This window comes from Halovalidus salilacus, assembly GCF_031852275.1.
GTDB lineage: Archaea > Halobacteriota > Halobacteria > Halobacteriales > Natrialbaceae > Halovalidus > Halovalidus salilacus.
Genome location: NZ_CP134700.1, coordinates 3,637,600 through 3,658,165 on the forward strand (window position 1 = coordinate 3,637,600; position 20,566 = coordinate 3,658,165).

Consider the following 20,566-nt stretch of genomic DNA (forward strand, 5'->3'; position numbering starts at 1 on the left):
GCGGAAGGGCGACACTCGTCGCCGGTTCGCGGTCACCCTCGAGACGCGTCGGTGCGCCTAAGCCGGGGCCGACCGTACGGCCGGACGTGACCGACGACGCGAGACTCACCGACTTCCTCTCCGCCGAGTCGGACGAAGACGGGGACGGAGCGCGAGGGGGATCCGACGCGGAGGACGTCGACGCGGAGGACTGTGACGTGAGCGAGAAGGAGCGCGCGGCCGAACGCGAGGTGACCGATTCCGACGATGATCCCCGATCCGGAACGGATCCGCGTTCCGACGATGATTCCCGGTCGGACGGAGACCGGGCGACCGCCGACTCGAGCGGGATCGAATCGTCCGAACCGCCGAACGGCGTCGACTCGAGCGAGGGAGACCGCCCCGCCGCGTCTGACGGCGTCGACCCCGCCGCGGCGACGTACGCCTGCGGGGAGTACGCCTGCGGGGAGTGCGGGGCGGAGACCGACCGCGTGTGGCGAGTCGAATCGGACCGCGACCGGGGGAGTGCCTACGTGTGTCCCGACTGTAAACCGTGGTAGCGGCGACTGTATCCCTCCATTGACCGTCACTCGTGGCCTCTCCTCCAAACATTTATATTCGCGTCGGGGCTTTATTGAGGTGCAATGGCGAAAGGTACGGTCGCATTCTTCAACGACACTGGCGGCTACGGCTTCATCGAAACTGACGACGCGGACGAGGACGTCTTCTTCCACATGGAGGACGTCGGCGGGCCCGACCTCGAGGAGGGGCAGGAGCTCGAATTCGACATCGTCGAGGCCGAGAAGGGGCCGCGCGCGACCAACGTCGAGCGGCTGTAAGGTCGTTCCAGTAGGAGGTATCGTTTTCAGATCGTCCACTCCCCCAGCAGCAGCGCCGTTCCGACGGCGCTCGAGGCGGCCGCGAGCACCGCGGCTCGAAGACCTCACCCCACGAGAACGCGCCGCGGCTCTCGCATCCGGTTCGTGAACGACACAACACATATGGGAGCGACACTCGATGACTAACTAACGAGACCCGCCGCTGCGGTCCCCCCTCGACGAAACCGTCACCGTTCGTCCACCCATGACCGACGCCAATCAGCCCACCCACACACACCGCGACGCACCAGCCACGGCCCCGAGTTCGAACGCGACCGATTCGGACTCGAGGCCGGATCCGCTCCCGATCGACGCCGTCGAAGCGCTCTGTTCCGACGTGCGGGCGAACGTCTCCCGCGTGATCGTCGGCAACGAGGACGTCATCGAGCACGTCGTCACCGCCCTCCTCGGCCGCGGACACGTGCTGCTCGAAGACGTGCCCGGCGTCGGCAAGACCGTGCTCGCCCGCTCGATCGCCCGCTCGATCGACTGCACGTTCAAGCGCGTTCAGTTCACGCCCGACCTGCTGCCCTCCGACATCACCGGCGTGAACGTCTTCAACCAGAAGACCCGCGAGTTCGAGTTCAACGAGGGGCCGATCTTCGCGAACATCGTGCTCGCCGACGAGATCAACCGCGCGCCGCCGAAGACCCAGGCCGCCCTCCTCGAGGCGATGGAGGAGAGCCAGGTCACCGTCGACGGGGCCACCCGCCCCCTCCCCACCCCGTTCACCGTCATCGCCACCCAGAACGCGGTCGAGCCCACCCGGACCTACGACCTCCCGTTCGCCGAGATCGACCGCTTCACGAAGAAGCTCCACCTCGGCTACCCGGACGAAGACGAGGAGACCGAACTGCTCGGTCGCACCGTCGGCCACCACCCCATCGAGTCGCTCGAGCCGGTCACCGACCTCGAGTCGGTCGTCCGCGCCCGCGAGACGGTGGCGAACGTGGCCGTGAAGGAGCCGGTGCGGGCGTACGCCACCCGACTGGTCGGCTACACGAGAGAGCACGCCCACATCGGCGCCAGCCCGCGCGGGTCGATCGCGCTGCTGCGGGCGGCCCAGGCCCGCGCGGCCGCGGACGGCCGCGAGTACGTCGTCCCCGACGACGTCAAGCGCGAGGCGCCGGTGGTGTTGAGCCACCGGATCAAACCCTCGCCCGCGGGGACGGGGACCGACCGCGGCGAACGCGACGGGGCGTCGATCGTCGAAGACGCGCTCGAGACCGTCCGGGTCGAATGAGCTCGGGAACCGAATTCTCCGGTGCCCCCGGACCCGCGTTCGCATCGCTGCCGCTCCCGCGAACGCGGCCGACCCTCCGGGGATGGGGGCTGCTCGCCGTCGCCGCGTTCGCCGTCGCGATGGCGTGGGCGTTCGGCCCCCGCTCGCTGAACGCGCTGGTGACGCCGCTGCTGGTCGTCTTCCTCGTCGGCGCGATCTCCGTCCTCCGGACCGATCGACCGCGCGTCGCGCGGACGGCCGTCGAGGCCGGCTTCGCGGGCGACCGCCGAACGGTCGAGTTCACCGCCGACGCCGCCGACCCGGTCTCGGCGACCGTCCGCGACCGGGTCGGCGACGGCCTCTCGGCGATCCCCGAAGCCGGCATCGACGTCGCGGACGACGCCGTCGTCGTCGCCGACGCCACGATCGGCGATGGGAGCCAGTTTCGGTACGAAATCCGACTCGAGGAGCGCGGCGAGCGGGTCGTCGGCCCGCCGTCGATCGTCGTCACCGACCTGCTCGGACTCGTGAAGCGCCGGTTCGAGTACGACGAGAGTGAGACCGCGTCGGTGCTCGTCTACCCGGACGTCCACGAACTCGGGGGTGACGGACGACGCGAACTGTCGGACCTCGCAGCCGCCGCCGGCGCGGGCGACCGCGAGGAGTTCGACCACCTCCGGGAGTACAGGCGCGGTGACTCGTTGCGGGACGTCCACTGGAAGTCCGCGGCCAAGCGCCTCGACGACGACCTCGTCGTCAAGGAGTTCGCCGCCGACGACTCCCTGGGCTCGGCGACCGTCGTCGGCGAGTGCGCCGACGGGTACGAGGACGAGATGGCCGCGGCCGTCGCCAGCGTCGCCGCCTTCCTGCTCGAGGCCGGCGTCGACGTGGGCGTCACCGTCCCCGACGGCGCGCGTCCCGCGGGATCGGGAGAGGCCCACCGCCACCGCGTGTTCTCGCTGCTCGCCGTCGCCGGCCCCGGACGAATCGACGATCGGGACCACGCGCGAGAGGACGTGCTGGTCCGCGCGGACGGCGAGGGAACCGTCGTCACCGTGGGCGAGCGCGTAGTCCCGTTCGAACGGCTGCGAACTCGATCTCGGTCCGCGACCGCGACGCGGACTCGAGCCGGGTCCGGGGATCGAAACCGAGCGCGGGGGGTGTTCGCGGACCGATGAGCGCGCGAACCGACGCCTCGCGGATCCGCGTCGATCTGGACCGGACGATCGGTCCGGGAACGTTCCGAGCGCTCGCCGTCTGCGGGCTACTCGCGTTGACGGCGTCGTACGTCTCCGTGCTGCGGGACGTGACCCAGGCCGTCGGCGGCACGCGATCGCTGTACGCGATCGTGATCGGGATGATCGTCGCCGCGACGATTCTCGCGAAACTCATCCGGCCGCGGACCGCGTCCGCCTTCGCCCTCGTCGCCACGGCCGTCGGCTTCGCCTACTACCTGAACGCGGTCGGAATCGGCCTCGACGTCCTCGCGTCGGCCGGGAGCGACCTCCTCGCGGACACCGCGGCGCTCGCGACCGGCCTCCCGCTGCTGCGCATGGTCGAGGCCGGCATCTGGACGCTCGGGTTCGTCCCCGGGCCCGTCTTCCTCTCGTGGTACCTCGTCGCCCGGCGGCGCTACGCCTGGAGCGTCGTCCCCGGCGGGTTCGCCCTGCTGTTTCTCGCCCTCACCGGCGACGCGGGGAGCCTCCCAACGCTTCTCGGCACCCTCGGCGCGATCGCCGTCGTCGGCTTCGGCGAACTCGAGCGCCGCGACGGATCGATCGCCCAGGCCGACCTGCTCGCGATCGTCTTCGCCGTCGCGATCGCCCTCTCGCTCTCGGTGACGGTCGTCCCCGGCGACGCCAGCGCCCCCGCGTTCCTCGGCGAGGACGGAGAGCCGACGACGCTCGAGGGCGCGCTCGACTCCTCGCAGGGACGATCGGCCGTCGGCGGCGGGGTGGACCTCTCCCCCGAGGTTCGGTTCACGGTCGAGAGCGAGCGACCGGCCTACTGGCGGACCGGCGTCTACGACCGGTTCACCGGCGACGAGTGGGTCAGGACGGGCGGCGAATCGGCCTACGAGGGCAGCCTCGAGCCGCCGCCGGGCCGTTACGACGAGGCCGAGGGGGTCGTCACGGCCGAGTCCCGACTCGGCGTCATGCCGACGCCCGCCCACCCGGTGTCGGTCGAGGGCGTCGGCGCCGAGTCCGCGACGGTCACGAGCCACGGCGGGATCCAGCCGACGGGGCCGCTGCTCGAGGGCGATAGCTTCCGCTTCGAGAGCGCGGTCGTCGACGCCAGGCCGGGGGAACTCGAACGTGCGGGAACCGACTATCCCGACGAGGTGGCCGAACGCTACCGCCAGACCCCCGAAGGGGTCTCGAGCGAGTTCGAGACGGAAACCGCCGAGGTGACCGCCGACGCCGGGAACCCCTACGAAGCGGCCGTCGCGATCGAATCCCACCTCCGCTCTTCGAAGGAGTACTCCCTCGACGTGGACCGACCGTCGGGGAACGTCGCCGAGGAGTTCCTCCTCGAGATGGAGGAGGGCTACTGCGTCTACTTCGCGACGACGATGGTGCAGATGCTCCGGGCCGAGGACGTTCCGGCGCGGTACGTCACCGGCTACTCGACCGGCCAACAGGTCGACGACGACGAGTACGTCGTCCGCGGGCTCGACGCCCACGCGTGGGTCGAGGTCTACTTCCCGGGCCACGGCTGGGTCGAGTTCGACCCCACGCCCGCGAGCGATCGCGAGGACGCCCACGACGAGCGCCTCGTCGACGCCCGCGAGTCCGGCGAACCGAACGTCGACACGGACGCGAGCGCGGACGTCCCGGTCGACGACGAGGACGAGGGCCCGGACCCGAACGACCCCGACGGCCGCGACCCGCAAACCGAACCCGAGCCGCCGGGCTCCGACGACCCCGACGATCCGCCGGATTCCGGGAACGAGTCCGAAAACGCGTCCGATCCGAACGAGAGCGGGGAGGAGTCGAGCGATCCCGGGCCGGAGGACCCCGAGACGAACGGGAGCGAGGGCGGCGACGCCGACGACGGGGACGGCGGCTACGCCGCCACCCTCGAGTCGGTCGACCCCCGCGACGTCGCCGTCGCCCTCACGCTGCTCGGCGGACTGGTCGCGAGCGCCCACCGGACCGGCGCCACCGGCCGCCTCGGTCGCGAGGCGCGGCTCTACTGGCACGGCCGCCGCGGCGACCCCGACCGGGACGCCGAGCGCGCCTACCATCGGCTCGAGACGCTCCTCTCGCGGGAGTACCGCCCCCGCGAGCCTGCGGAGACGAGTCGGGCGTACCTCGCCGCGCTCGAGCGCGAGGGCGAGGTGGACGACGACCTCGCCGAGCGCCTCCGGCGCGTTCACCGGACCGCCGAGCGGGCGGTGTACGGCGACGGCGTGAGCCGAGCGGAGGCCGACGACGCGATCGCCGCGGTCGACGACCTGGCCCGGGAACGGACGCCGGTGGTCGGTCGACTGTGGCGGTGACGGGATCCCGGGGACGGCGCGAGCGTGGCGGCGACGGTCGCCTCCGCCGTCGCCCGCGAAATCTCCGATCGAAGGCGTGGAGTCCCGATAGTGTTTAATATGCCCCTTTCGTAGCTACGAACGTAATGTCGGAAGTCTGCTCGACGTGCGGGCTGCCCGAGGAACTCTGCGTCTGCGAAGACGTGGCCAAGGGACAACAGCAACTCAACATCCGCATTGACGAGCGCAGATACGGTAAAGAGGTAACGATCATCGAAGGATTCGATCCGAAGGACGTCGACCTGGACAGTCTGTCGTCGGATCTCAAGTCCAAGTTCGCCTGTGGCGGCACCGTCGAGGACAGCCACATCGAACTGCAAGGCAACCACCGCGGCCGCATCGAAGACTTCCTTCGGGATCGCGGCTTCAACGTCGCCTGATCCATGCCCGCAATGTGCTGAACCGACTTCCGATCTCCGCGGCTCACCGCCAGTTCCCCCGTCGGTGAGCGCGATTTTCGTCGCCCTCATCCTCGCCTTCGCCCTCCAGCGTGTGCGACCGATTCGGACCGCAGCCCCGCGACTCGAGCGTGGATCTCCGGAACGAGTGACGAGCGTCCGGTGACGCCGAGCGCGAAGGGGACGGTGCGCCCTCCGGGCCGTTAGAACGGCGCGTCGGCGTCGGCGGTCTCGTCTTCGTCCTCGGCGTCGCGAACGAGGCCGAACTTCAGGGCGTACTTCTCGAGGCCGCCCTCCATGCTCTCGACGCGAGCGTCGGCGGTCCCCTCGTAGGAGCCGATGAGCTGGGCCGCCTGCACGCTCGCCTTGCCGTGGGGGCAGACGGTCACGATGCGCTCTTCGCCCTCGAGTTCGTCGATCCGGTCGGTGAGTTCGGAAAAGGGGACGTTCTCGCTGTCGGGGATGTGGCTGTATTCGTAGCTGCGCTCGTCGCGGATGTCGACGACGCAGACGTCGGCGCCGTCGTCGAGGAGTTCCTTGACCTCGTCCGTGGAGATTTCGCCGTCCATCGCGTTCGAGTTGGGTCGCCGGAAGAATAAGGACACGGGTCGGTTCCCGGCCGCCTCGCCCTCACCGCGCGACGAGCGGCCCGGATCGAGGGCGAGGCGCAGCGATCAGAGCAAGCCCTCGTCTTTCGCCAGCAACAGCGCGCTCAGCGTCGAGTCGTTCGCCGGCCGCGCCCTGGCCGCCGCGAGCGCCTCGCTCGCCGGCACCGTCGTCACCTCGAGGAACTCGTTACTATCGAGCTCGCGCTCGCCGGGTTCGAGGCCGTCGGCGTAGACCACGCCCCGGTCGTGGCGGAGCACGCCCGTCGCGACGGCGTACTCCTGGAGGAGCGCCGTGCTCGAGGGGCGAAAGCCGGTCTCCTCCTCGAGTTCGCGCGCCGCCGCCCGCGTGTACGACTCGCCCGCTTCGACGATGCCGGCGGGCAACTCGAGGTAGGTCTCGCGGATGGGCGGTCGGTACTGCTCGACGAACAGGACGTGGTCCTCGTCGCTCGCAGCCGCGTCACCGTCGTCGGCGCCGCCGGTCGCAACGTCGTCGGCACCGCCGTCCGCCCCGCCGGCGTCGACCGCCTCGAGCAGTGAGCCGTCGACCGTCGCGACGATCACGACCGCCGGCGGAAGCTCCGCCCAGTAGTACTTCTTCTCGCTCCCGTCGGGCTGTCTGACCAGGTCGTAGCCGCCGTCGTACCAGCCGGTCTCGTACTCGGTGTGCTCCTCGAGGACCTCCCAGTCGTCGGGGTCAGTCATCGGAACAGGCTGCGCTCTCGAGCGGATAATAGCTGACGGTCGCTCCGTTCTGCGATCGGTACCGGCGATCTGAGCTTCCCGTCACCGATCGGTCGCGACCGAATCGATCACCTCGAGCCACTGAAAACGGGGGAATAGCCGAGGGTGTTTCGCACCTCCGATCCGGGGTCGCCACCACGCACACGCTGGCCCGACGCCTAACCGCGTCGACGCGATGGCTCGAGTCATGGGAACGCTCTCGAGACTGACCCGACGGAGCGGTAGCGACGAGGAGACACGTATTCCGACCGCGGGCAGCCGGGAAGCCGAGTCCGAATCGGCCGCCGGGCCGATCCAGGAAACCTCGCTGTTTCGACTCGGTCGCGGGTTGTTCGCCGGGGTCCTTGCACTGACCGCGCTCGACAACCTCCGCAACCTCGAGGAGCGCGTCCAGTACGCCGAGGCGAAAAACGCCCCCGCCCCGTCCGTGTCGGTCCCCGCGATCAGCGGGAGCCTCCTCGTCGGGAGCGCCGGACTCGTGCTCTGGCGCGCTCCCGCGGCCGCCGCGGCCGCGATCGCGGGGTTCCTCGCCGGCGTGACGCCCGTCATGCACGACTTCTGGAACCAGGAGGAGCCAGAGCAGCGCCAGCAGGAGTTCACCCACTTCCTGAAGAACACCGCGCTGTTCGGCGCCGCGCTCGCGTTCGCCACCCTCGGCCGGCGCACCGAGCGGTCCTAGGTCACGAGTCCTCGAACAGCGGTCGGTAGAGCCGCCCGAACGCCTGCCGCCGGAGGGTCGCGACCGCCGCGTCCGCCTCGTTCTGGTACGTCGCGGCCACCGCCTCGTTCGCGGGACCGGCGTGCCAGACGACGTTGTCGACGTTCGGGCTGCCGACCTCCGTCACCTCGCCGTCGAACTCCTCGGCCCAGGCCTCGTACGCCTCGCGCGACCCCACCGACACCTCGAGCAGGCTCGCGAACAGGGCGTCCCGAGCGGTCGCCACGACGTCGCTCGAGACGCGCTCGTCGTACTCCTCGCGGTCGAATTCCATGGCCCGGGCGACCTCGCGGACCACCGTCTGGGCCGCGGGACCGACCGCCTCGTAGCGTTCGCGCGCCTCGGCGACCGAATCGAACGAGAACGTCCCCTCCGTGTGCATACGCGAACGGTCGGCGGGCCCGCAGTTACGCGTTTTCGTTTTCCGCGTCCGTCTCGGGCTCCGCGTCGGTCCCCGACGTCGACCCGTCGCCGCCCTCGTCGGCGTCCGCACCCTCGGCGTCCGCGCCCTCGGCGTCCGATTCGCGCTCACCCGCCCCTTCGCCCTCGTCGGCGGACGTCATCCGCCTGGTCAACTCCCGGGCCTCCTCGAGCACGCGTTCGGTCTCGGACGTCAGGCTCCCCCGACCGGGACGGCGGGCCCGCCGGGCGAGTTCGGCTTCGAACGACGGCGGCTGCGGCCCCTCGAGTCCGTGGGTGCCGTGGCCGTGTGGGTGCCCGTGATCGTGTCCAGACTCACTCATCGGCCCCTCCTCGAACGCCGGCGTCTCGACCTCGGGGGCGAACGGCGCCACGCGCTCGCCCAGCTCCTCCGGCCCGCAGTCGGCCCAGTCCGGGGCGTGCTCCTCGAGCCACTCGAGGTGATCCTCCCGTCCGAGCGAGGCGGTCACCGCGAGGTGGTTCGCGAGGTGGACCGCGTCGACCTGTTCGGCGTCGCAAACCGGGCAGGCGTATCCCATGCGCGGAGCTAGGGCTGCGACTCGTAAAACCTCCGCGTCCCCGATCCATCGAACCCGCCCGTCGCCCGTTACTCGAGTTTGCGAAGCATGACGATGGCGTCCTCGTCGTCGTAGTAGTCGGGAACTCGCCTGAGTTCGACGAATCCGAACCGGCGGTAGAGGCGCTTCGCGCCATCGTTCGACTCTCGCACCTCGAGTTTGGCCGACGAGGCCCCCTCGCCCGCGAGGACGACGAGCGTCCGGCCCAGCAGCGCCGACCCGACGCCGGTCCCGCGCCGGTCGGGGTGGACCGCGACGTCCTTGACGTGGCCGAGGGCGCGCCCGAAGGTCCTCGTCACGTCGGCGACGACGTACCCCGCGACCCCGCCGTCGTCGTCGACCGCGACCTGAAACCCCGGCTCGCCGAGGAACGTCTCGAAGGCGGAAAACGGCCACGGCTGGGGAAACGAGGCGTTCTCGATCCGAACGATCGAGAGCAGGTCCGCCCGCTCGGCGCGTCGAATCGTCACCTCGTCCGACGCCTCCGGGTCCGGAACGAACGTCGTCACGACCGGAGGTACCGCGCCGAGGGACAAAAGGAATGCGTCCGCTTCTCCGGCACTCTGCGTCGCCGGCCACCCGTCACCCGCCCGCCCCCGATCCGGCGGCCGCGTCCTCGACCCGATCGGCGTGGCCCTCGAGTTCCGCCGCGAGCGTCCGCGCCTGCGCCGGGGTCAACTCGAGGTCGGTCATGTGGGCGGGCAGGCGTTCTTCCGCCACGGTGTCGAGTTCGAACTGGAGGCGAACGCGGTCGGGGCCCTCCTCGTCGGCGGTGGCGTTCACGACGGCGTACGTCTCCGACTCGAACTCGTGTCCCGTCACGACAGCGTCGACGAGGTCGAGCGTCGTGTACGCGTTGACCGTCATCAGTCGGCTGGACATGGCTCGTTTCGAGGGTGGACACGAACACACTTAGCGACTGACCTCGTCGCACCGGCACCCGCGCGAACGCCCTATCGCGTATTCCGGCCGTATTTGCCAACGCGCGTGCGAGCAGCCCGCACGACCAGGACGGATGCACGTCGTCGAACGGTCCGGCCTGCCCGAAACGGCCGCATACGAGGGGGACGCGCTCCGGCGCTGCGGAGAACGGTCGGCGCGAACGACCCGGTCGACGGTGAAATCGAGCCGTCGCGGTCGGAACGCCGCCGAAGTCGGCCAGACACAGCGAACTCCCCGCCAGCCGCCGTCAGCCGGACCGATCGCCGTCGAGGCGGAGACCGAGAAAGAGGCAATGGTTTCCGCCATGAGAGAGCACGGGTATCCCTTGCTTGCGCAGCGGGACTTATGCCGTCCTCGTCCAAAGGGGGAGCCATGAGCGACACGGCCGAGTACAAAGCCGAGCCGACGGACGAAGACGACGAACGGGACGATGCCCACCTCGACGACGTCGAGGTCGGCGCCGGCTGCACCGAGATCTGGGAGCACCTCGCCGAGAAGCGCGAGGAGGAGTGAGCCGAGCCCCCACCTCACGGTTCGTACCGGCGGTCGCGGCCGTTTCGATCCCCCTCTTCGATTCTCGTTCTGTACCCGTTGACGTCCGTCACGTCCCGCCGCGCCCCCGCCGCACCACCCCACTATCGAAGCACCGACTCGAGCGACCACCCGAACGAGAACCGACACGACCGCGACCGAGAGCGCGAGCGCGAGCGCGAACGCGGTGCGAGTGCGCGGACGAACCGTCGCGGCTCGAGGCCGTCTCGACCGTCAGCGACGACCGATCGGTCGGCGTCGGGAGTCCCGCCGCGGCCGGTCCGCCGCTCCCCTCAGCAACGACCTTTTTGACAGCGAGCCCCCTACCGAGTGCACATGACCGATGACCGGCGCGACGCTCGGCCCCGCTCTCGAGACGACCGGGGGCGCGCCACCGAGTCCGAACGCGACCCTCGAGCCGACCGCGGAGGCGACGATCCCGGCGGCCCCGGCGACCAGTCGATCCCGACCGACCGCAGATCGCCCGTCGGCGCGCCCGTCATCCGGGGTGACGAGTCCGTCGCCGGAACCCGCGCCCGCGACGCCGTCCAGTTCGATCCCGACGACCCCGACAGCCTCGCCGAGGCCGCGGAAACCGTCCGCGAGTTCGCCGCCGGGGCGATCGACGACGACCACCTCGACATGCTGCGAGGCGCCGCCGCCTGCGCCGCCCTCGTCCGCGGCGAAGGCTCCTACAAGGCCGCCGCCGAACGCGCCGGCGGTGACGCGACCGTCTCGTTCATCCGCAAGTGGGCCCGCGTCCACGACCTCCCGCGCTCGGTCCGCCGCCAGGTCGCCCTCGGTAACATCGCCCCCACCGCCGCCAAGCACATCGCCCGCGTCGCCGGCGAAGCCCGCCTCCTGCTCGCCTGGGCCACCCTCGACGGCGACCTCACCGTCCGCGAGGTCCGCAACGTCGCCAGCGCCGTCAACGACGGCGTCCCCATCAACCGCGCTCTCACCGACCACGGCACCACCCTCGGCCGCCTCGAGCTCACCCTCCCGCCGGGAATCTACCGCGACCTCCGCCAGCAGGCCTCCCTCGAGGGGATCCACCCCGACGAGATCGTCGCCGACGCGCTGGACGAGTATCTCGAGTAGTCGCTGCACCGCGCTGCGCCGCGTCGCGGACCACCCCAGAAAGAAACGTTTAACCCTCACTCACCGATAGTACGACTCACGGGGCCGGTAGCTCAGTCCGGCAGAGCGTCTGGCTTTTAACCAGACGGTCGCGTGTTCAAATCGCGCCCGGCCCGTCATCCTGTCGCGAACAACTCCGTGAGCGACAGGTGACTGGATCCGTCACGATTTGAACGCAGGGAGAGCGCAGTCTCGCGAGCGAGGTGAGTGAGGAAGCGATCGACCGTGTATTCAGATTCCGACGATAGGAGGAATCTGAAGCAGACGGAGGCCCTGTGAGCCGTGTGAGCAGGTTCTCGGGCGTGGTTCAAATCGCGCTCGACCCGCATTCGTGCCGGCGAGCACCTTCGCGAGTACCAACATGTGAGACGACCCGTTCGACGACGATCGTTACGGTTCCGGCCTCAGTCGACACCCGACGTCCGACGCGCGACGAGAGACGGCCTCTCGAAAAGGTCACACAGCTCCCACTATCCGGTGAATTGTATGGAAATCAGTAGAAGCCAAGGGCCGGATTTGAACCGGCGATGGGCGGCTCTGCAGGCCGCTGCGTTCGGCCGGACTCTGCCACCTTGGCGCGGTAGAGAGTACTCACTGCGGTCGTTTAAGCGTAGCGGTACGGGCGGATCGAAGTCAATTACGCCCGTGTGACTCACGACTGGCGATCACAGCGCTGCCGCTCTGCGGTAGATAGACAACCAGCCGCAGATTCCCGCGATGGGAACCTGCGGCTCGTGGTCGGTGTAGAGTATGAAGTATGAGTGGATGGCGGCGAATCGACGTTCCCAGAGGGTCTCCCACTCCAGTAGTTGCCGATACGCAGGCGGGCTTATCTTCCGTGTTCGGGATGGGTACGGGAGGAACCCCGCCGCTCTGGCCGCCTAACGCCGATCAACGGAATCGAACCGCTGGCAAACACCAGTATCGGTGGTTAGGGTGGATGTCAAGACCGGTGTGTACGTGTAGTCCAGTTCGCGCCTGGACCCGTCTCCGGGTACCAGATCCGTGCGAATGTATGTAGTATGATTGTGTGGCTTGGCCAGTTAGTGCTCGCGGGCTCAACGCCTCGTTGCCTCGGCGCGTACACCCCGAGTCTATCGAACTCCTCTTCTAGGAGCGGCCTCGGTGGTTCCTCGTTTTCGGGTGGGTTTCCGGCTTAGATGCGTTCAGCCGTTACCCCGTGGTGCGTAGCTGCCCGGCACGTGCTCTCTCGAACAACCGGTACACCAGTGGCACCCATTCGGAGTTCCTCTCGTACTATACGAACGTTCCCGTCAGGAACCTCACACCCCCAATAGATAGCAGCCGACCTGTCTCACGACGGTCTAAACCCAGCTCACGACCTCCTTTAATAGGCGAACAACCTCACCCTTGCCCGCTTCTGCACGGGCAGGATGGAGGGAACCGACATCGAGGTAGCAAGCCACCCGGTCGATATGTGCTCTTGCGGGTGACGACTCTGTTATCCCTAAGGTAGCTTTTCTGTCAGCAATTGCCCGCATCAAGCGGGACTAATTGGTTCGCTAGACCACGCTTTCGCGTCAGCGTCAGTTGTTATGCCTGACACTGTCAGGCTCCCGTATGCTCTTGCGCTCTTTCCCGGGTCTCCGACCCGGGTGAGGGAACCTTGGGGCGCGCTCGATATCTTTTCAAGCGCGTACCGCCCCAGTCAAACTGCCCGGCTACCGGTGTCCTCCGCCAGGAGTGAGAGTCACAGTCACCATCGGGTAGTATTTCAGTGGTGCCTCGGTGGCCCGCTAGCGCGGGTACCTGTGTAACGGCTCCTACCTATGCTGCACAATGGCGACCATGTCTCAGCGACAGCCTGCAGTAAAGCTCTATAGGGTCTTCGCTTCCCCTTGGGGGTCTCCAGACTCCGCACTGGAATGTACAGTTCACCGGGCCCAACGTTGGGACAGTGGCGCTCTCGTTGATCCATTCATGCAAGCCGCTACTGAAGCGGCAAGGTACTACGCTACCTTAAGAGGGTCATAGTTACCCCCGCCGTTAACGGGTCCTTCGTCCCATTGTACTGGGTGTTCAGATACCCGCACTGGGCAGGATTCAGTGACCGTACGAGTCCTTACGGATTTGCGGTCACCTATGTTGTTACTAGACAGTCGGAGCGCCCGAGTCACTGCGACCTGCCTCTTTCCGAGGCAGGCATCCCTTCTTGCGAACGTACGGGACTAACTTGCCGAATTCCCTAACGTCGGTTATTCCCGACAGGCCTTGGCTTTCGCCGCCACGAGTACCTGTGTCGGTTCTCGGTACGGACAGTGTGCTCGCCTTTTCACGGGCTCTGGGTTGACCTGACTTGCGCTATCCCACCATTCGCCCGCTTCGTGCTATTACAGCTTCCACGGGTTTCGATGGTTCGACCGGGCGATGGCCCGGCTCAGGCGGCCCCAAAGCGTCAGCTTTGAATGCACACTGGCATAGGAATATTAACCTATTTCCCTTTCGTCACATTCGAATTGCGGTGTGACTTAGGACCGGCTAACCCTCAGCTGATCAGCAGTGCTGAGGAACCCTTACTCGTTCGGCCGTCGGGGGTCTCACCCGACTCACGCTGCTACTATGACCAGGATTTTCGTTTCCGCACGGTCCACACGACCTCTCGGCCGTGCTTCCACCCGAACGGAACGCCAACCTACGGGGTCACCATCTGACTGGTGCCGCCGGGTCTCGGTGGTGGACTTGAGCCCCGATCATTTTCAGCGCCCCGAACCTCGGCCGGTAAGCTGTTACGCTTTTCTTAGAGGGTAGCTGCTTCTAAGCTCACCTCCCGGCTGTCTAGGGCTCGGGACCACTTTCGATCGCACTTAGTCCACACTTGGGGACCTTAACCCAGCTCTGGGTTGTCTCCCTCACGGTACACAGGCTTACCCCGCGCACCGGACTCCCCGCGTCGAACGGCGTCTGTAGGTTCGGAGTTGGACAGGGTGGCGCACTCCTCTCGGAGTGCGGGCACCCAATCCGTCGCTCTACCCCACAGACTACCTCGGCGGAGGTCATGCTTCGACATGTTTCGGTTGGAACCAGCTGTTTCCGGACTCGATGGGCCTTTCACCCCTAGACGTAGGTCACGAGAGGGTATTGTAGGACACCAACTCTAACAGGCCTCCACGTGGCTTTCGCCACGCTTCGCCTTGCCCACGCCTAGATCGTCCGGTTTCGGGTTGTCCCCGATTGACTCCCCGCGCTTGAACACGGCGGCCCTCGTCGTAAGACTGCGGCCATGTCGGTTTCCCTGCGCCTTCCCGGATACTCCGGTTAGACTCGTCAATCAGGCACACTCCCTGGTTCGTTTTTCAAAACGCACGACGGAACACCGGCTTCCTCCGAATCCTACTACAGGTTCGCACCTGATTCGTTCATCGGGGGACCTTTCGTGCCCCGTCGCTCTATCGCCAACTGATTTCACGCCCTATTGCACCTCCCTTTTGGGGTGCTTTTCAGCGTTCGCTCACGCTACTTGTTCGCTATCGGTCTCGAGGAGTGTTTAGTCTTCGCGGTCGATGCCCGCGGAATTCACGAGGGATCTCCAACCCCCGCTACTCTGGAGCTGACGCGTCTCATACTAGTCGACAATACGGGGCTGTCACCCTGTCTCGCGCCCTGTTCCAAGGGACTTCTTGTCGGGGTTCCGAGAGTGAGAGTCAGTCCGAACACCACATTGCCCGTGAGGGCTTCGGTTTGGACTGTGTCGGGTTTACTCGCCGTTACTAACGACATCGCGTTTGCTTTCTTTTCCTGCCGGTACTAAGATGTTTCAATTCCCGGCGTTCCCCATTGCGCGAAGCAATTGCAGTGGGGATTCCCATTCGGAAATCCTCAGTTCTTCCCCTCCGTGCGGGTCCCTGAGGCTTATCGCAGCTTGGCACGTCCGTCATCGGCTCTCGAGCCGAGCGATCCACCAGCTGGCACAGTAGCCACGTTCGTCGGATCTGTCGGTGGTTACACCGGGATGGTGTAACCGAGTGACCCGGGAACGGGTCCAGTGGACGCCTGGACTACACGTACACACGGTCTCATCTGCACGGCCAGTAGACGGCTGGCGTGCATTAACCCTTCCCACCCACGCTTGCGCGGGGTGGTGCATCGGTTGCGTTCGGATCAGATCGTAACCAGCGCCCCCGTATAAGGGACACGGTTTCGATCGTCACCGAGACATGGACCCACTGGGATTCGAACCCAGGGCATCCTCCTTGCAAAGGAGGCACTCTCCCACTGAGCTATGGGCCCACTCCCTCCAGGAGATCCCGGAGGGAAGAGATACGTTAGCCTTGGTAGTTCTGAGGTGCCCGAGCGGCCACGGCGGCGCGTCGAGCGAGCGGAGACGGTGTGGGTCAGGCCGTCGGCCTGATCCCGGTCTGTGGAGGTGATCCAGCCGCAGATTCCCCTACGGCTACCTTGTTACGACTTAAGCCCCCTTGCGAAGCCCAGATTCGACCACCGTATGGTGGCCTCATCCGGACCTCACTCGGGTGCTTTGACGGGCGGTGTGTGCAAGGAGCAGGGACGTATTCACCGCGCCCTGCTGAGGCGCGATTACTACCGAATCCAGCTTCATGTGGGCGAGTTTCAGCCCACAATCCGAACTACGACCGAGTTTGGGAGATTAGCGCCCCCTCTCGGGGTGGCATCCCATTGTCTCGGCCATTGTAGCCCGCGTGTAGCCCAGCACATTCGGGGCATACTGACCTACCGTTGCCCGTTCCTTCCTCCAGTTTGGCACTGGCAGTCCTCCTAATGTACCCATCATCCGCAAGGGACATGCTGGCAATTAGGAGTGCGGGTCTCGCTCGTTGCCTGACTTAACAGGACGCCTCACGGTACGAGCTGACGGCGGCCATGCACCTCCTCTCAATGGCTCCAGTAAGGTCATCAACCTGACCTTCACTGCACATTGTCGGTGCTGGTGAGATGTCCGGCGTTGAGTCCAATTAAACCGCAGGCTCCTCCGGTTGTAGTGCTCCCCCGCCAATTCCTTTAAGTTTCATCCTTGCGGACGTACTTCCCAGGCGGTCTGCTTCACGGCTTCCCTACGGCACACCACAGGCTCGTAGCCTGTGGCACACCTAGCAGACATCGTTTACAGCTAGGACTACCCGGGTATCTAATCCGGTTCGTGACCCTAGCTTTCGTCCCTCACCGTCGGATCCGTCCTTCCAGAGCGCTTTCGCCACCGGTGGTCCGTCCAGGATTACGGGATTTCACTCCTACCCCAGACGTACCCTCTGGATCTTCCGGTCCCAAGCCGAGCAGTTTCCACCGGACGCCCGCACGTTAAGCGTGCGGATTTCCCGATGGACTTGCGCGGCCAGCTACGGACGCTTTAGGCCCAATAAGAGCGGTCATCACTCGGGCTGCCGGTATTACCGCGGCGGCTGGCACCGGTCTTGCCCAGCCCTTATTCGTGTACCACCTTACGGTACACAAAAGCCAGGACGATATGCCCTGGCACGTGGAGTCCCCTTATCGCGCTGTCGCGCAGTGTAAAGGTTTCGCGCCTGCTGCGCCCCGTAGGGCCCGGAATCTTGTCTCAGATTCCGTCTCCGGGCTCTTGCTCTCACAACCCGTACCGATTATCGGCACGGTGGGCCGTTACCCCACCGTCTACCTAATCGGCCGCAGCCACATCCTCTGGCGCCGTAACATTTCGAACTCGCGCCATTCCAGGCAGCGAGTCGTATGCACTATTAGCCTCAGTTTCCCGAGGGTATTGCGCTCCAGAGGGTAGTTTGGCCACGTGTTACTGAGCTATTCGCCACGAGTCTGAACTCGTACGACTAGCATGGCTAAATCGGACTCCACTAGCAATGACCTCCGGCAGGATCAACCGGAATGCTCTCCCCGAGCAGCGCTCGGGGGGTTTGGCGGTGAATATGTTTGATACACACTCACACTTGACTTGCTATCGTGGTCTCCGTTCGCTGACGCGGATCGGCGGACCGATCGGGCGTCACCGAACTACCAAGGCTAACATCAGATCCCATCTGTACGGCGGACCGCAGGGGTAGGATCCTCATTTCCTTCGGACTCTATCATAGGCCACGGGGCGTATATAACCCCTTCGGCACGAGTCCGGGACGACGGAGCGAATTGAACGCCCCGCCAGTCACGCGTTGATTGCATCCGAAACCGAGTGCCCTCGTACACTTAAGGGCGTCGGATCGGGTTCCCGCCGGGCCGATCCCGGCGGGGTAATCGCGTTCCGATCAGAACGGACGGGAGTACATAAGGGCGTCGGATCAGATCCGACGTGATCCTCGGCTCACACGTCCGTCCGCCGACGGGGTCGGCGGCCCGTGTTCGAGGGGGATGCAGTACCTGCCTCCGCGCCGGGTGACCGGCCGGAGGGGACGTGGCGGCGTGGGCCACGTCGTTCGCAGTAGAAACGAGGAGGGGGTCGTTATATAAGGCCGTCGAACCGGTCGACCATCGAAAGGCGCTGCCACGGTACGGTTTTGCACGTCTCGAGCGGCGAACCGTCGCCGTCGTCGAAGGAGTGTCCCCACTCGAAGCGGAGAGTGTCACACGGGCGGAGGTCGGTCGATCATCCCGTCCTCGTAGACACGGTCCGACCGGATGATACCCGCGTACTCGTCCTCGGACGCGCACGCGAAAGAGCGCTTTGTTTCCGGTTCGAGGTCGTCCCGCCGCGAGTCGTCGACCGGGCACCCACCGAGGAACGCGTACGGCCCCTCATTGGCAGGGATTTCGAGTGTCGGCGGGGCGGATGTACCGATGACGATAAACCGGGGGGCTGAGAAGGGGAGGGTGAATGGTCCGGGACCCGATCGCTTCGGAGTCGACGCCGTCGGCGGAAGAGATCTGTGCTGCGCTCGACGATCCAGACTGTCGGGAGATCATCCGGAAGCTCGAGGAGCCGATGACGGCCGCGGAGCTGACGTCCCGGTGTGACATCCCGCAATCGACGCTGTACCGGAAACTCGAGTTGCTCACCGAGGCGACGTTGCTCGAGGAGTCGACCGAGATTCGTCGGGACGGACACCACGCGAGCAAGTACTCGGTCGCCTTCGATGAGATCACGCTCGTGCTGGAGGAGGATCGGACGTTGTCGGTGGAGATCGAGCGGCCGGCCCGGACGGCGGACGAACGGCTGGCCGAACTCTGGTCGGAGGTGCGAAAGGAAACATGAACTCACTCGCTGCACTCGTTTCGGAAACGGAAATCGCGATCGCATTAGCAGTCGTCAAAACGCTCGTGCTTATCGTCGGGAGCGTCATCACCTACTTCGCGTTCAAGGCGTACCGGCGGACTCGACAGCCGGCGCTGGGCTACCTGGCGTCGGGGTTCGGGCTGGTCACCCTCGGACTCGTGCTGGCCGGGATCGTCCACGAGATCATCCAGATCGACCTCGCGACGGGCGTGTTGCTCGAGAGTCTCCTCGTTCTGGCCGGCTTCCTCATCATCGCCTACTCGCTGTACGTGCAGTGACGTGCGGGAGAGATCACGCCGACGCGATCCGCGTTCGTCGCCGGTTCCGGACGAGTCGGCTCCCCTCACCGCTCACCCTTCGTACCCCGCGTCCGCCATGATCTCGGCGAACTCGTCGGTCTCCATCGCGCCCTCGTAGACGATCGCCGTCGCCATCCCGCCGGGGTAGGCGCCGTCGGTGGTGACGTGGTCGACCCTGTGGCAGTGGACGGGGTAGATGCCCGAATCGGCGCCGGCCTCGAACTCGAGGGTGACCCGTTCGGCGGGCGCGAGGCCGACAACGTCCTCCTCGTAGCGGGCCGCCTCGGGGATCGGACTGCCGTCCTTCTCGACGACGGTGAACCGGTGGCCGTGGGTGTGGAACGCGTGGTTCTCGTAGCCGGCGTTGACGACGTGGATCCGCACCGTCTCCCCCTCGGAGACGATCAGCGGGGTGCCGAGTTCGGGGTGGAACGCCGTCGGCGCGCTGCGACCGTTTATGGTGTAGAATTTCGGGTCCCGGTCGGCGGCGTTGTACTCGGCGTCGCCGCCGGCGTTCATCTCGTGGAGGTCCCCGTCCCACTCGCGCATCGTGAGAAAGTACTCGCGGTCGGGCGCCTCGTAGCCCTCGGGGTCGACCCGCAGGATGCCGTACATCCCCATGTCGAGGTGGGTGTGCGTCTGGTAGTGGCAGTGGTAGAAGTGCGTGCCGGGGACGTCGCCGACGAGTTCGTAGGTGTGGCGCTCGCCCGCGCCGACCTCCGTCCGGGTGGAGACGGGGGCGCCGTCGTCACCCCACGATTTGCCGACCGCGTGGGCGTGGACGGTGTGCGGGCGGTCGTGTTCGGAGTTGTCGAAGGTGAGTTCGAACGTCTCGCCCTCGTTCATCCGGTAGATCGGGCCGGGGACGCTCGGCTCGAGGTCGTCGGCCTGCCAGGCCCACACTTCGGGGAGTTCGACGGGACCGCCCATCGCCTCGTCCGTGACGAGCTGGTGGCGGGCGGGAACGACTCGGAGGGTCGATCGGTGGTTCCGCTCGGCGAGGTCGACGATCTGCGGCGGCGCCGTGTACGCGTGGTCGGTTAGCGGTTCGTCGTCACCGTCACCGTGGTCGTGATCGTGGTCACCGTCGCTACCGTTCCCGGAGCCGTCGGAATCGGACTCGTCGGCGGAGAGCACGGAGAGACAGCCGGCGAGGGAGCCGAGGGCGCCCACACCGGCGAGCGAGAGGACCGTCCGTCGGCCGATAGTGGGCGTCGCGTTCGAGCGGGAAGACGATTTCTGGGTCATGGGATACCTGCAGCTTGAGGCCGACACATGAAGGACATTGAAGTCGATTCCAGCCGGGAGAGAAGAATTCCCACCGGGTGAGAGCGAGCGAGAGGGAGTTACCGACTCGTCCCCCTCGTACGTATGAAGAT

At 66.5% G+C, this 20,566-nt stretch carries 18 protein-coding genes, 3 tRNA genes and 3 rRNA genes; 12 read left to right on the forward strand and 12 right to left on the reverse strand.

What is annotated here, in order from left to right:
• Nucleotides 1-86: 86 nt before the first annotated feature.
• The 6 genes from RJT68_RS17945 (at nucleotide 87) to yciH (ending at nucleotide 6,000) form a co-directional block, all read left to right on the forward strand.
• The gene (locus RJT68_RS17945; protein ID WP_407037899.1) at nucleotides 87-539 is read left to right on the forward strand and encodes a DUF7573 domain-containing protein; all 453 of its coding nucleotides are present in this window, start codon (nucleotides 87-89) and stop codon (nucleotides 537-539) included.
• An 84-nt stretch (nucleotides 540-623) separates the two neighbouring features.
• Nucleotides 624-818, forward strand: a complete 195-nt coding sequence (locus RJT68_RS17950; RefSeq protein ID WP_407037900.1) for a cold-shock protein — start codon at nucleotides 624-626, stop codon at nucleotides 816-818.
• A 244-nt stretch (nucleotides 819-1,062) separates the two neighbouring features.
• A complete protein-coding gene (locus RJT68_RS17955; RefSeq protein ID WP_407037901.1) occupies nucleotides 1,063-2,100 on the forward strand; it encodes an AAA family ATPase in 1,038 nt (345 codons plus the stop codon).
• Nucleotides 2,097-3,257 carry a DUF58 domain-containing protein gene (locus RJT68_RS17960; protein ID WP_407037902.1) on the forward strand — a complete coding sequence of 387 codons (1,161 nt, stop codon included), beginning with the start codon at nucleotides 2,097-2,099 and terminating at the stop codon, nucleotides 3,255-3,257. Before RJT68_RS17955 ends, RJT68_RS17960 begins: the two co-directional genes overlap by 4 nt.
• Nucleotides 3,254-5,581, forward strand: a complete 2,328-nt coding sequence (locus tag RJT68_RS17965; protein ID WP_407037903.1) for a transglutaminase TgpA family protein — start codon at nucleotides 3,254-3,256, stop codon at nucleotides 5,579-5,581. The genes RJT68_RS17960 and RJT68_RS17965 overlap by 4 nt, the downstream gene beginning before the upstream one ends.
• A gap of 125 nt (nucleotides 5,582-5,706) precedes the next feature.
• On the forward strand, nucleotides 5,707-6,000 hold the full coding sequence (gene yciH, locus RJT68_RS17970; protein WP_407037904.1) for a stress response translation initiation inhibitor YciH: 294 nt from the start codon (nucleotides 5,707-5,709) through the stop codon (nucleotides 5,998-6,000).
• A gap of 221 nt (nucleotides 6,001-6,221) precedes the next feature.
• Here yciH and RJT68_RS17975 read toward each other — a convergent pair whose 3' ends face one another.
• Both RJT68_RS17975 and RJT68_RS17980 read right to left on the reverse strand, forming a co-directional pair.
• Complete coding sequence (locus tag RJT68_RS17975) at nucleotides 6,222-6,587, reverse strand: rhodanese-like domain-containing protein (RefSeq protein ID WP_407037905.1); 366 nt, start codon at nucleotides 6,585-6,587, stop codon at nucleotides 6,222-6,224.
• Nucleotides 6,588-6,692: 105 nt separating this feature from the next.
• Complete coding sequence (locus tag RJT68_RS17980) at nucleotides 6,693-7,331, reverse strand: NUDIX hydrolase (protein ID WP_407037906.1); 639 nt, start codon at nucleotides 7,329-7,331, stop codon at nucleotides 6,693-6,695.
• A gap of 226 nt (nucleotides 7,332-7,557) precedes the next feature.
• Here RJT68_RS17980 and RJT68_RS17985 point away from each other — a divergent pair, with 226 nt between their 5' ends.
• Entirely contained in the window at nucleotides 7,558-8,049 is a 492-nt protein-coding gene (locus RJT68_RS17985; RefSeq protein WP_407037907.1) for a DoxX family membrane protein, read from the forward strand.
• A 1-nt stretch (nucleotide 8,050) separates the two neighbouring features.
• Here RJT68_RS17985 and RJT68_RS17990 read toward each other — a convergent pair whose 3' ends face one another.
• From RJT68_RS17990 to RJT68_RS18005, 4 genes are all read right to left on the reverse strand, one after another.
• The gene (locus RJT68_RS17990; RefSeq protein ID WP_407037908.1) at nucleotides 8,051-8,470 is read right to left on the reverse strand and encodes a DUF5809 family protein; all 420 of its coding nucleotides are present in this window, start codon (nucleotides 8,468-8,470) and stop codon (nucleotides 8,051-8,053) included.
• A gap of 25 nt (nucleotides 8,471-8,495) precedes the next feature.
• Entirely contained in the window at nucleotides 8,496-9,047 is a 552-nt protein-coding gene (locus tag RJT68_RS17995) for a DUF5810 domain-containing protein (protein ID WP_407037909.1), read from the reverse strand.
• A 68-nt stretch (nucleotides 9,048-9,115) separates the two neighbouring features.
• Nucleotides 9,116-9,595, reverse strand: a complete 480-nt coding sequence (rimI, locus tag RJT68_RS18000; protein ID WP_407037910.1) for a ribosomal protein S18-alanine N-acetyltransferase — start codon at nucleotides 9,593-9,595, stop codon at nucleotides 9,116-9,118.
• A 73-nt stretch (nucleotides 9,596-9,668) separates the two neighbouring features.
• Nucleotides 9,669-9,968 (reverse strand): DUF6360 family protein, encoded by a 300-nt coding sequence (locus RJT68_RS18005; protein ID WP_407037911.1) that lies wholly within the window; start codon nucleotides 9,966-9,968, stop codon nucleotides 9,669-9,671.
• Between the two features lie 432 nt (nucleotides 9,969-10,400).
• Between RJT68_RS18005 and RJT68_RS18010 the strand changes: the two genes are divergently transcribed.
• The 3 genes from RJT68_RS18010 to RJT68_RS18020 all read left to right on the forward strand — a co-directional run bounded on the left by RJT68_RS18010 (nucleotide 10,401) and on the right by RJT68_RS18020 (nucleotide 11,815).
• Nucleotides 10,401-10,541, forward strand: a complete 141-nt coding sequence (locus tag RJT68_RS18010) for a hypothetical protein (protein WP_407037912.1) — start codon at nucleotides 10,401-10,403, stop codon at nucleotides 10,539-10,541.
• Between the two features lie 354 nt (nucleotides 10,542-10,895).
• The gene (locus tag RJT68_RS18015; protein WP_407037913.1) at nucleotides 10,896-11,660 is read left to right on the forward strand and encodes a DUF7119 family protein; all 765 of its coding nucleotides are present in this window, start codon (nucleotides 10,896-10,898) and stop codon (nucleotides 11,658-11,660) included.
• 81 nt (nucleotides 11,661-11,741) lie between these two features.
• Nucleotides 11,742-11,815 (forward strand) — tRNA-Lys (locus tag RJT68_RS18020).
• A gap of 385 nt (nucleotides 11,816-12,200) precedes the next feature.
• Here RJT68_RS18020 and RJT68_RS18025 read toward each other — a convergent pair.
• From RJT68_RS18025 to RJT68_RS18045, 5 genes are all read right to left on the reverse strand, one after another.
• A tRNA-Cys gene (locus RJT68_RS18025) sits at nucleotides 12,201-12,276 on the reverse strand.
• A gap of 186 nt (nucleotides 12,277-12,462) precedes the next feature.
• Nucleotides 12,463-12,584: ribosomal RNA gene (gene rrf / locus RJT68_RS18030) — 5S ribosomal RNA — on the reverse strand.
• A 140-nt stretch (nucleotides 12,585-12,724) separates the two neighbouring features.
• Nucleotides 12,725-15,643 (reverse strand): 23S ribosomal RNA (locus RJT68_RS18035).
• A 232-nt stretch (nucleotides 15,644-15,875) separates the two neighbouring features.
• A tRNA-Ala gene (locus RJT68_RS18040) sits at nucleotides 15,876-15,947 on the reverse strand.
• Between the two features lie 131 nt (nucleotides 15,948-16,078).
• Nucleotides 16,079-17,551, reverse strand: a 16S ribosomal RNA gene (locus tag RJT68_RS18045).
• The 16S, 23S and 5S rRNA genes sit together here with 2 tRNA genes alongside, the layout of an rRNA operon.
• Nucleotides 17,552-18,489: 938 nt before the next feature.
• On the opposite strand from RJT68_RS18045, the gene RJT68_RS18050 reads away from it, so the two are divergent.
• Both RJT68_RS18050 and RJT68_RS18055 read left to right on the forward strand, forming a co-directional pair.
• Nucleotides 18,490-18,867: a helix-turn-helix domain-containing protein gene (locus tag RJT68_RS18050; protein WP_407037914.1), complete on the forward strand. Its 378-nt coding sequence runs from the start codon at nucleotides 18,490-18,492 to the stop codon at nucleotides 18,865-18,867.
• Nucleotides 18,864-19,166 carry a DUF7521 family protein gene (locus RJT68_RS18055; RefSeq protein WP_407037915.1) on the forward strand — a complete coding sequence of 101 codons (303 nt, stop codon included), beginning with the start codon at nucleotides 18,864-18,866 and terminating at the stop codon, nucleotides 19,164-19,166. The genes RJT68_RS18050 and RJT68_RS18055 overlap by 4 nt, the downstream gene beginning before the upstream one ends.
• A 72-nt stretch (nucleotides 19,167-19,238) precedes the next feature.
• Here the strand turns inward: RJT68_RS18055 and RJT68_RS18060 are convergent, their stop codons facing one another.
• Nucleotides 19,239-20,435: a multicopper oxidase domain-containing protein gene (locus RJT68_RS18060; RefSeq protein ID WP_407037916.1), complete on the reverse strand. Its 1,197-nt coding sequence runs from the start codon at nucleotides 20,433-20,435 to the stop codon at nucleotides 19,239-19,241.
• Between the last annotated feature and the right edge of the window lie 131 nt (nucleotides 20,436-20,566).

Excerpts from the sequence above, each read along its gene's own strand:
- RJT68_RS17980 (WP_407037906.1), bottom strand. The coding sequence starts at position 7,331 with ATGACTGACCCCGACGACTGGGAGGTCCTCGAGGAGCACACCGAGTAC.
- RJT68_RS17995 (WP_407037909.1), bottom strand. The coding sequence starts at position 9,047 with ATGGGATACGCCTGCCCGGTTTGCGACGCCGAACAGGTCGACGCGGTC.
- RJT68_RS17965 (WP_407037903.1), top strand. The coding sequence starts at position 3,254 with ATGAGCGCGCGAACCGACGCCTCGCGGATCCGCGTCGATCTGGACCGG.
- RJT68_RS18055 (WP_407037915.1), top strand. The coding sequence starts at position 18,864 with ATGAACTCACTCGCTGCACTCGTTTCGGAAACGGAAATCGCGATCGCA.
- yciH (WP_407037904.1), top strand. The coding sequence starts at position 5,707 with ATGTCGGAAGTCTGCTCGACGTGCGGGCTGCCCGAGGAACTCTGCGTC.
- RJT68_RS17990 (WP_407037908.1), bottom strand. The coding sequence starts at position 8,470 with ATGCACACGGAGGGGACGTTCTCGTTCGATTCGGTCGCCGAGGCGCGC.
- RJT68_RS17955 (WP_407037901.1), top strand. The coding sequence starts at position 1,063 with ATGACCGACGCCAATCAGCCCACCCACACACACCGCGACGCACCAGCC.
- RJT68_RS18015 (WP_407037913.1), top strand. The coding sequence starts at position 10,896 with ATGACCGATGACCGGCGCGACGCTCGGCCCCGCTCTCGAGACGACCGG.
- RJT68_RS17975 (WP_407037905.1), bottom strand. The coding sequence starts at position 6,587 with ATGGACGGCGAAATCTCCACGGACGAGGTCAAGGAACTCCTCGACGAC.
- RJT68_RS17985 (WP_407037907.1), top strand. The coding sequence starts at position 7,558 with ATGGGAACGCTCTCGAGACTGACCCGACGGAGCGGTAGCGACGAGGAG.
- RJT68_RS17960 (WP_407037902.1), top strand. The coding sequence starts at position 2,097 with ATGAGCTCGGGAACCGAATTCTCCGGTGCCCCCGGACCCGCGTTCGCA.
- RJT68_RS18005 (WP_407037911.1), bottom strand. The coding sequence starts at position 9,968 with ATGTCCAGCCGACTGATGACGGTCAACGCGTACACGACGCTCGACCTC.
- RJT68_RS18060 (WP_407037916.1), bottom strand. The coding sequence starts at position 20,435 with ATGACCCAGAAATCGTCTTCCCGCTCGAACGCGACGCCCACTATCGGC.
- RJT68_RS18010 (WP_407037912.1), top strand. The coding sequence starts at position 10,401 with ATGAGCGACACGGCCGAGTACAAAGCCGAGCCGACGGACGAAGACGAC.
- RJT68_RS18050 (WP_407037914.1), top strand. The coding sequence starts at position 18,490 with ATGGTCCGGGACCCGATCGCTTCGGAGTCGACGCCGTCGGCGGAAGAG.
- RJT68_RS17950 (WP_407037900.1), top strand. The coding sequence starts at position 624 with ATGGCGAAAGGTACGGTCGCATTCTTCAACGACACTGGCGGCTACGGC.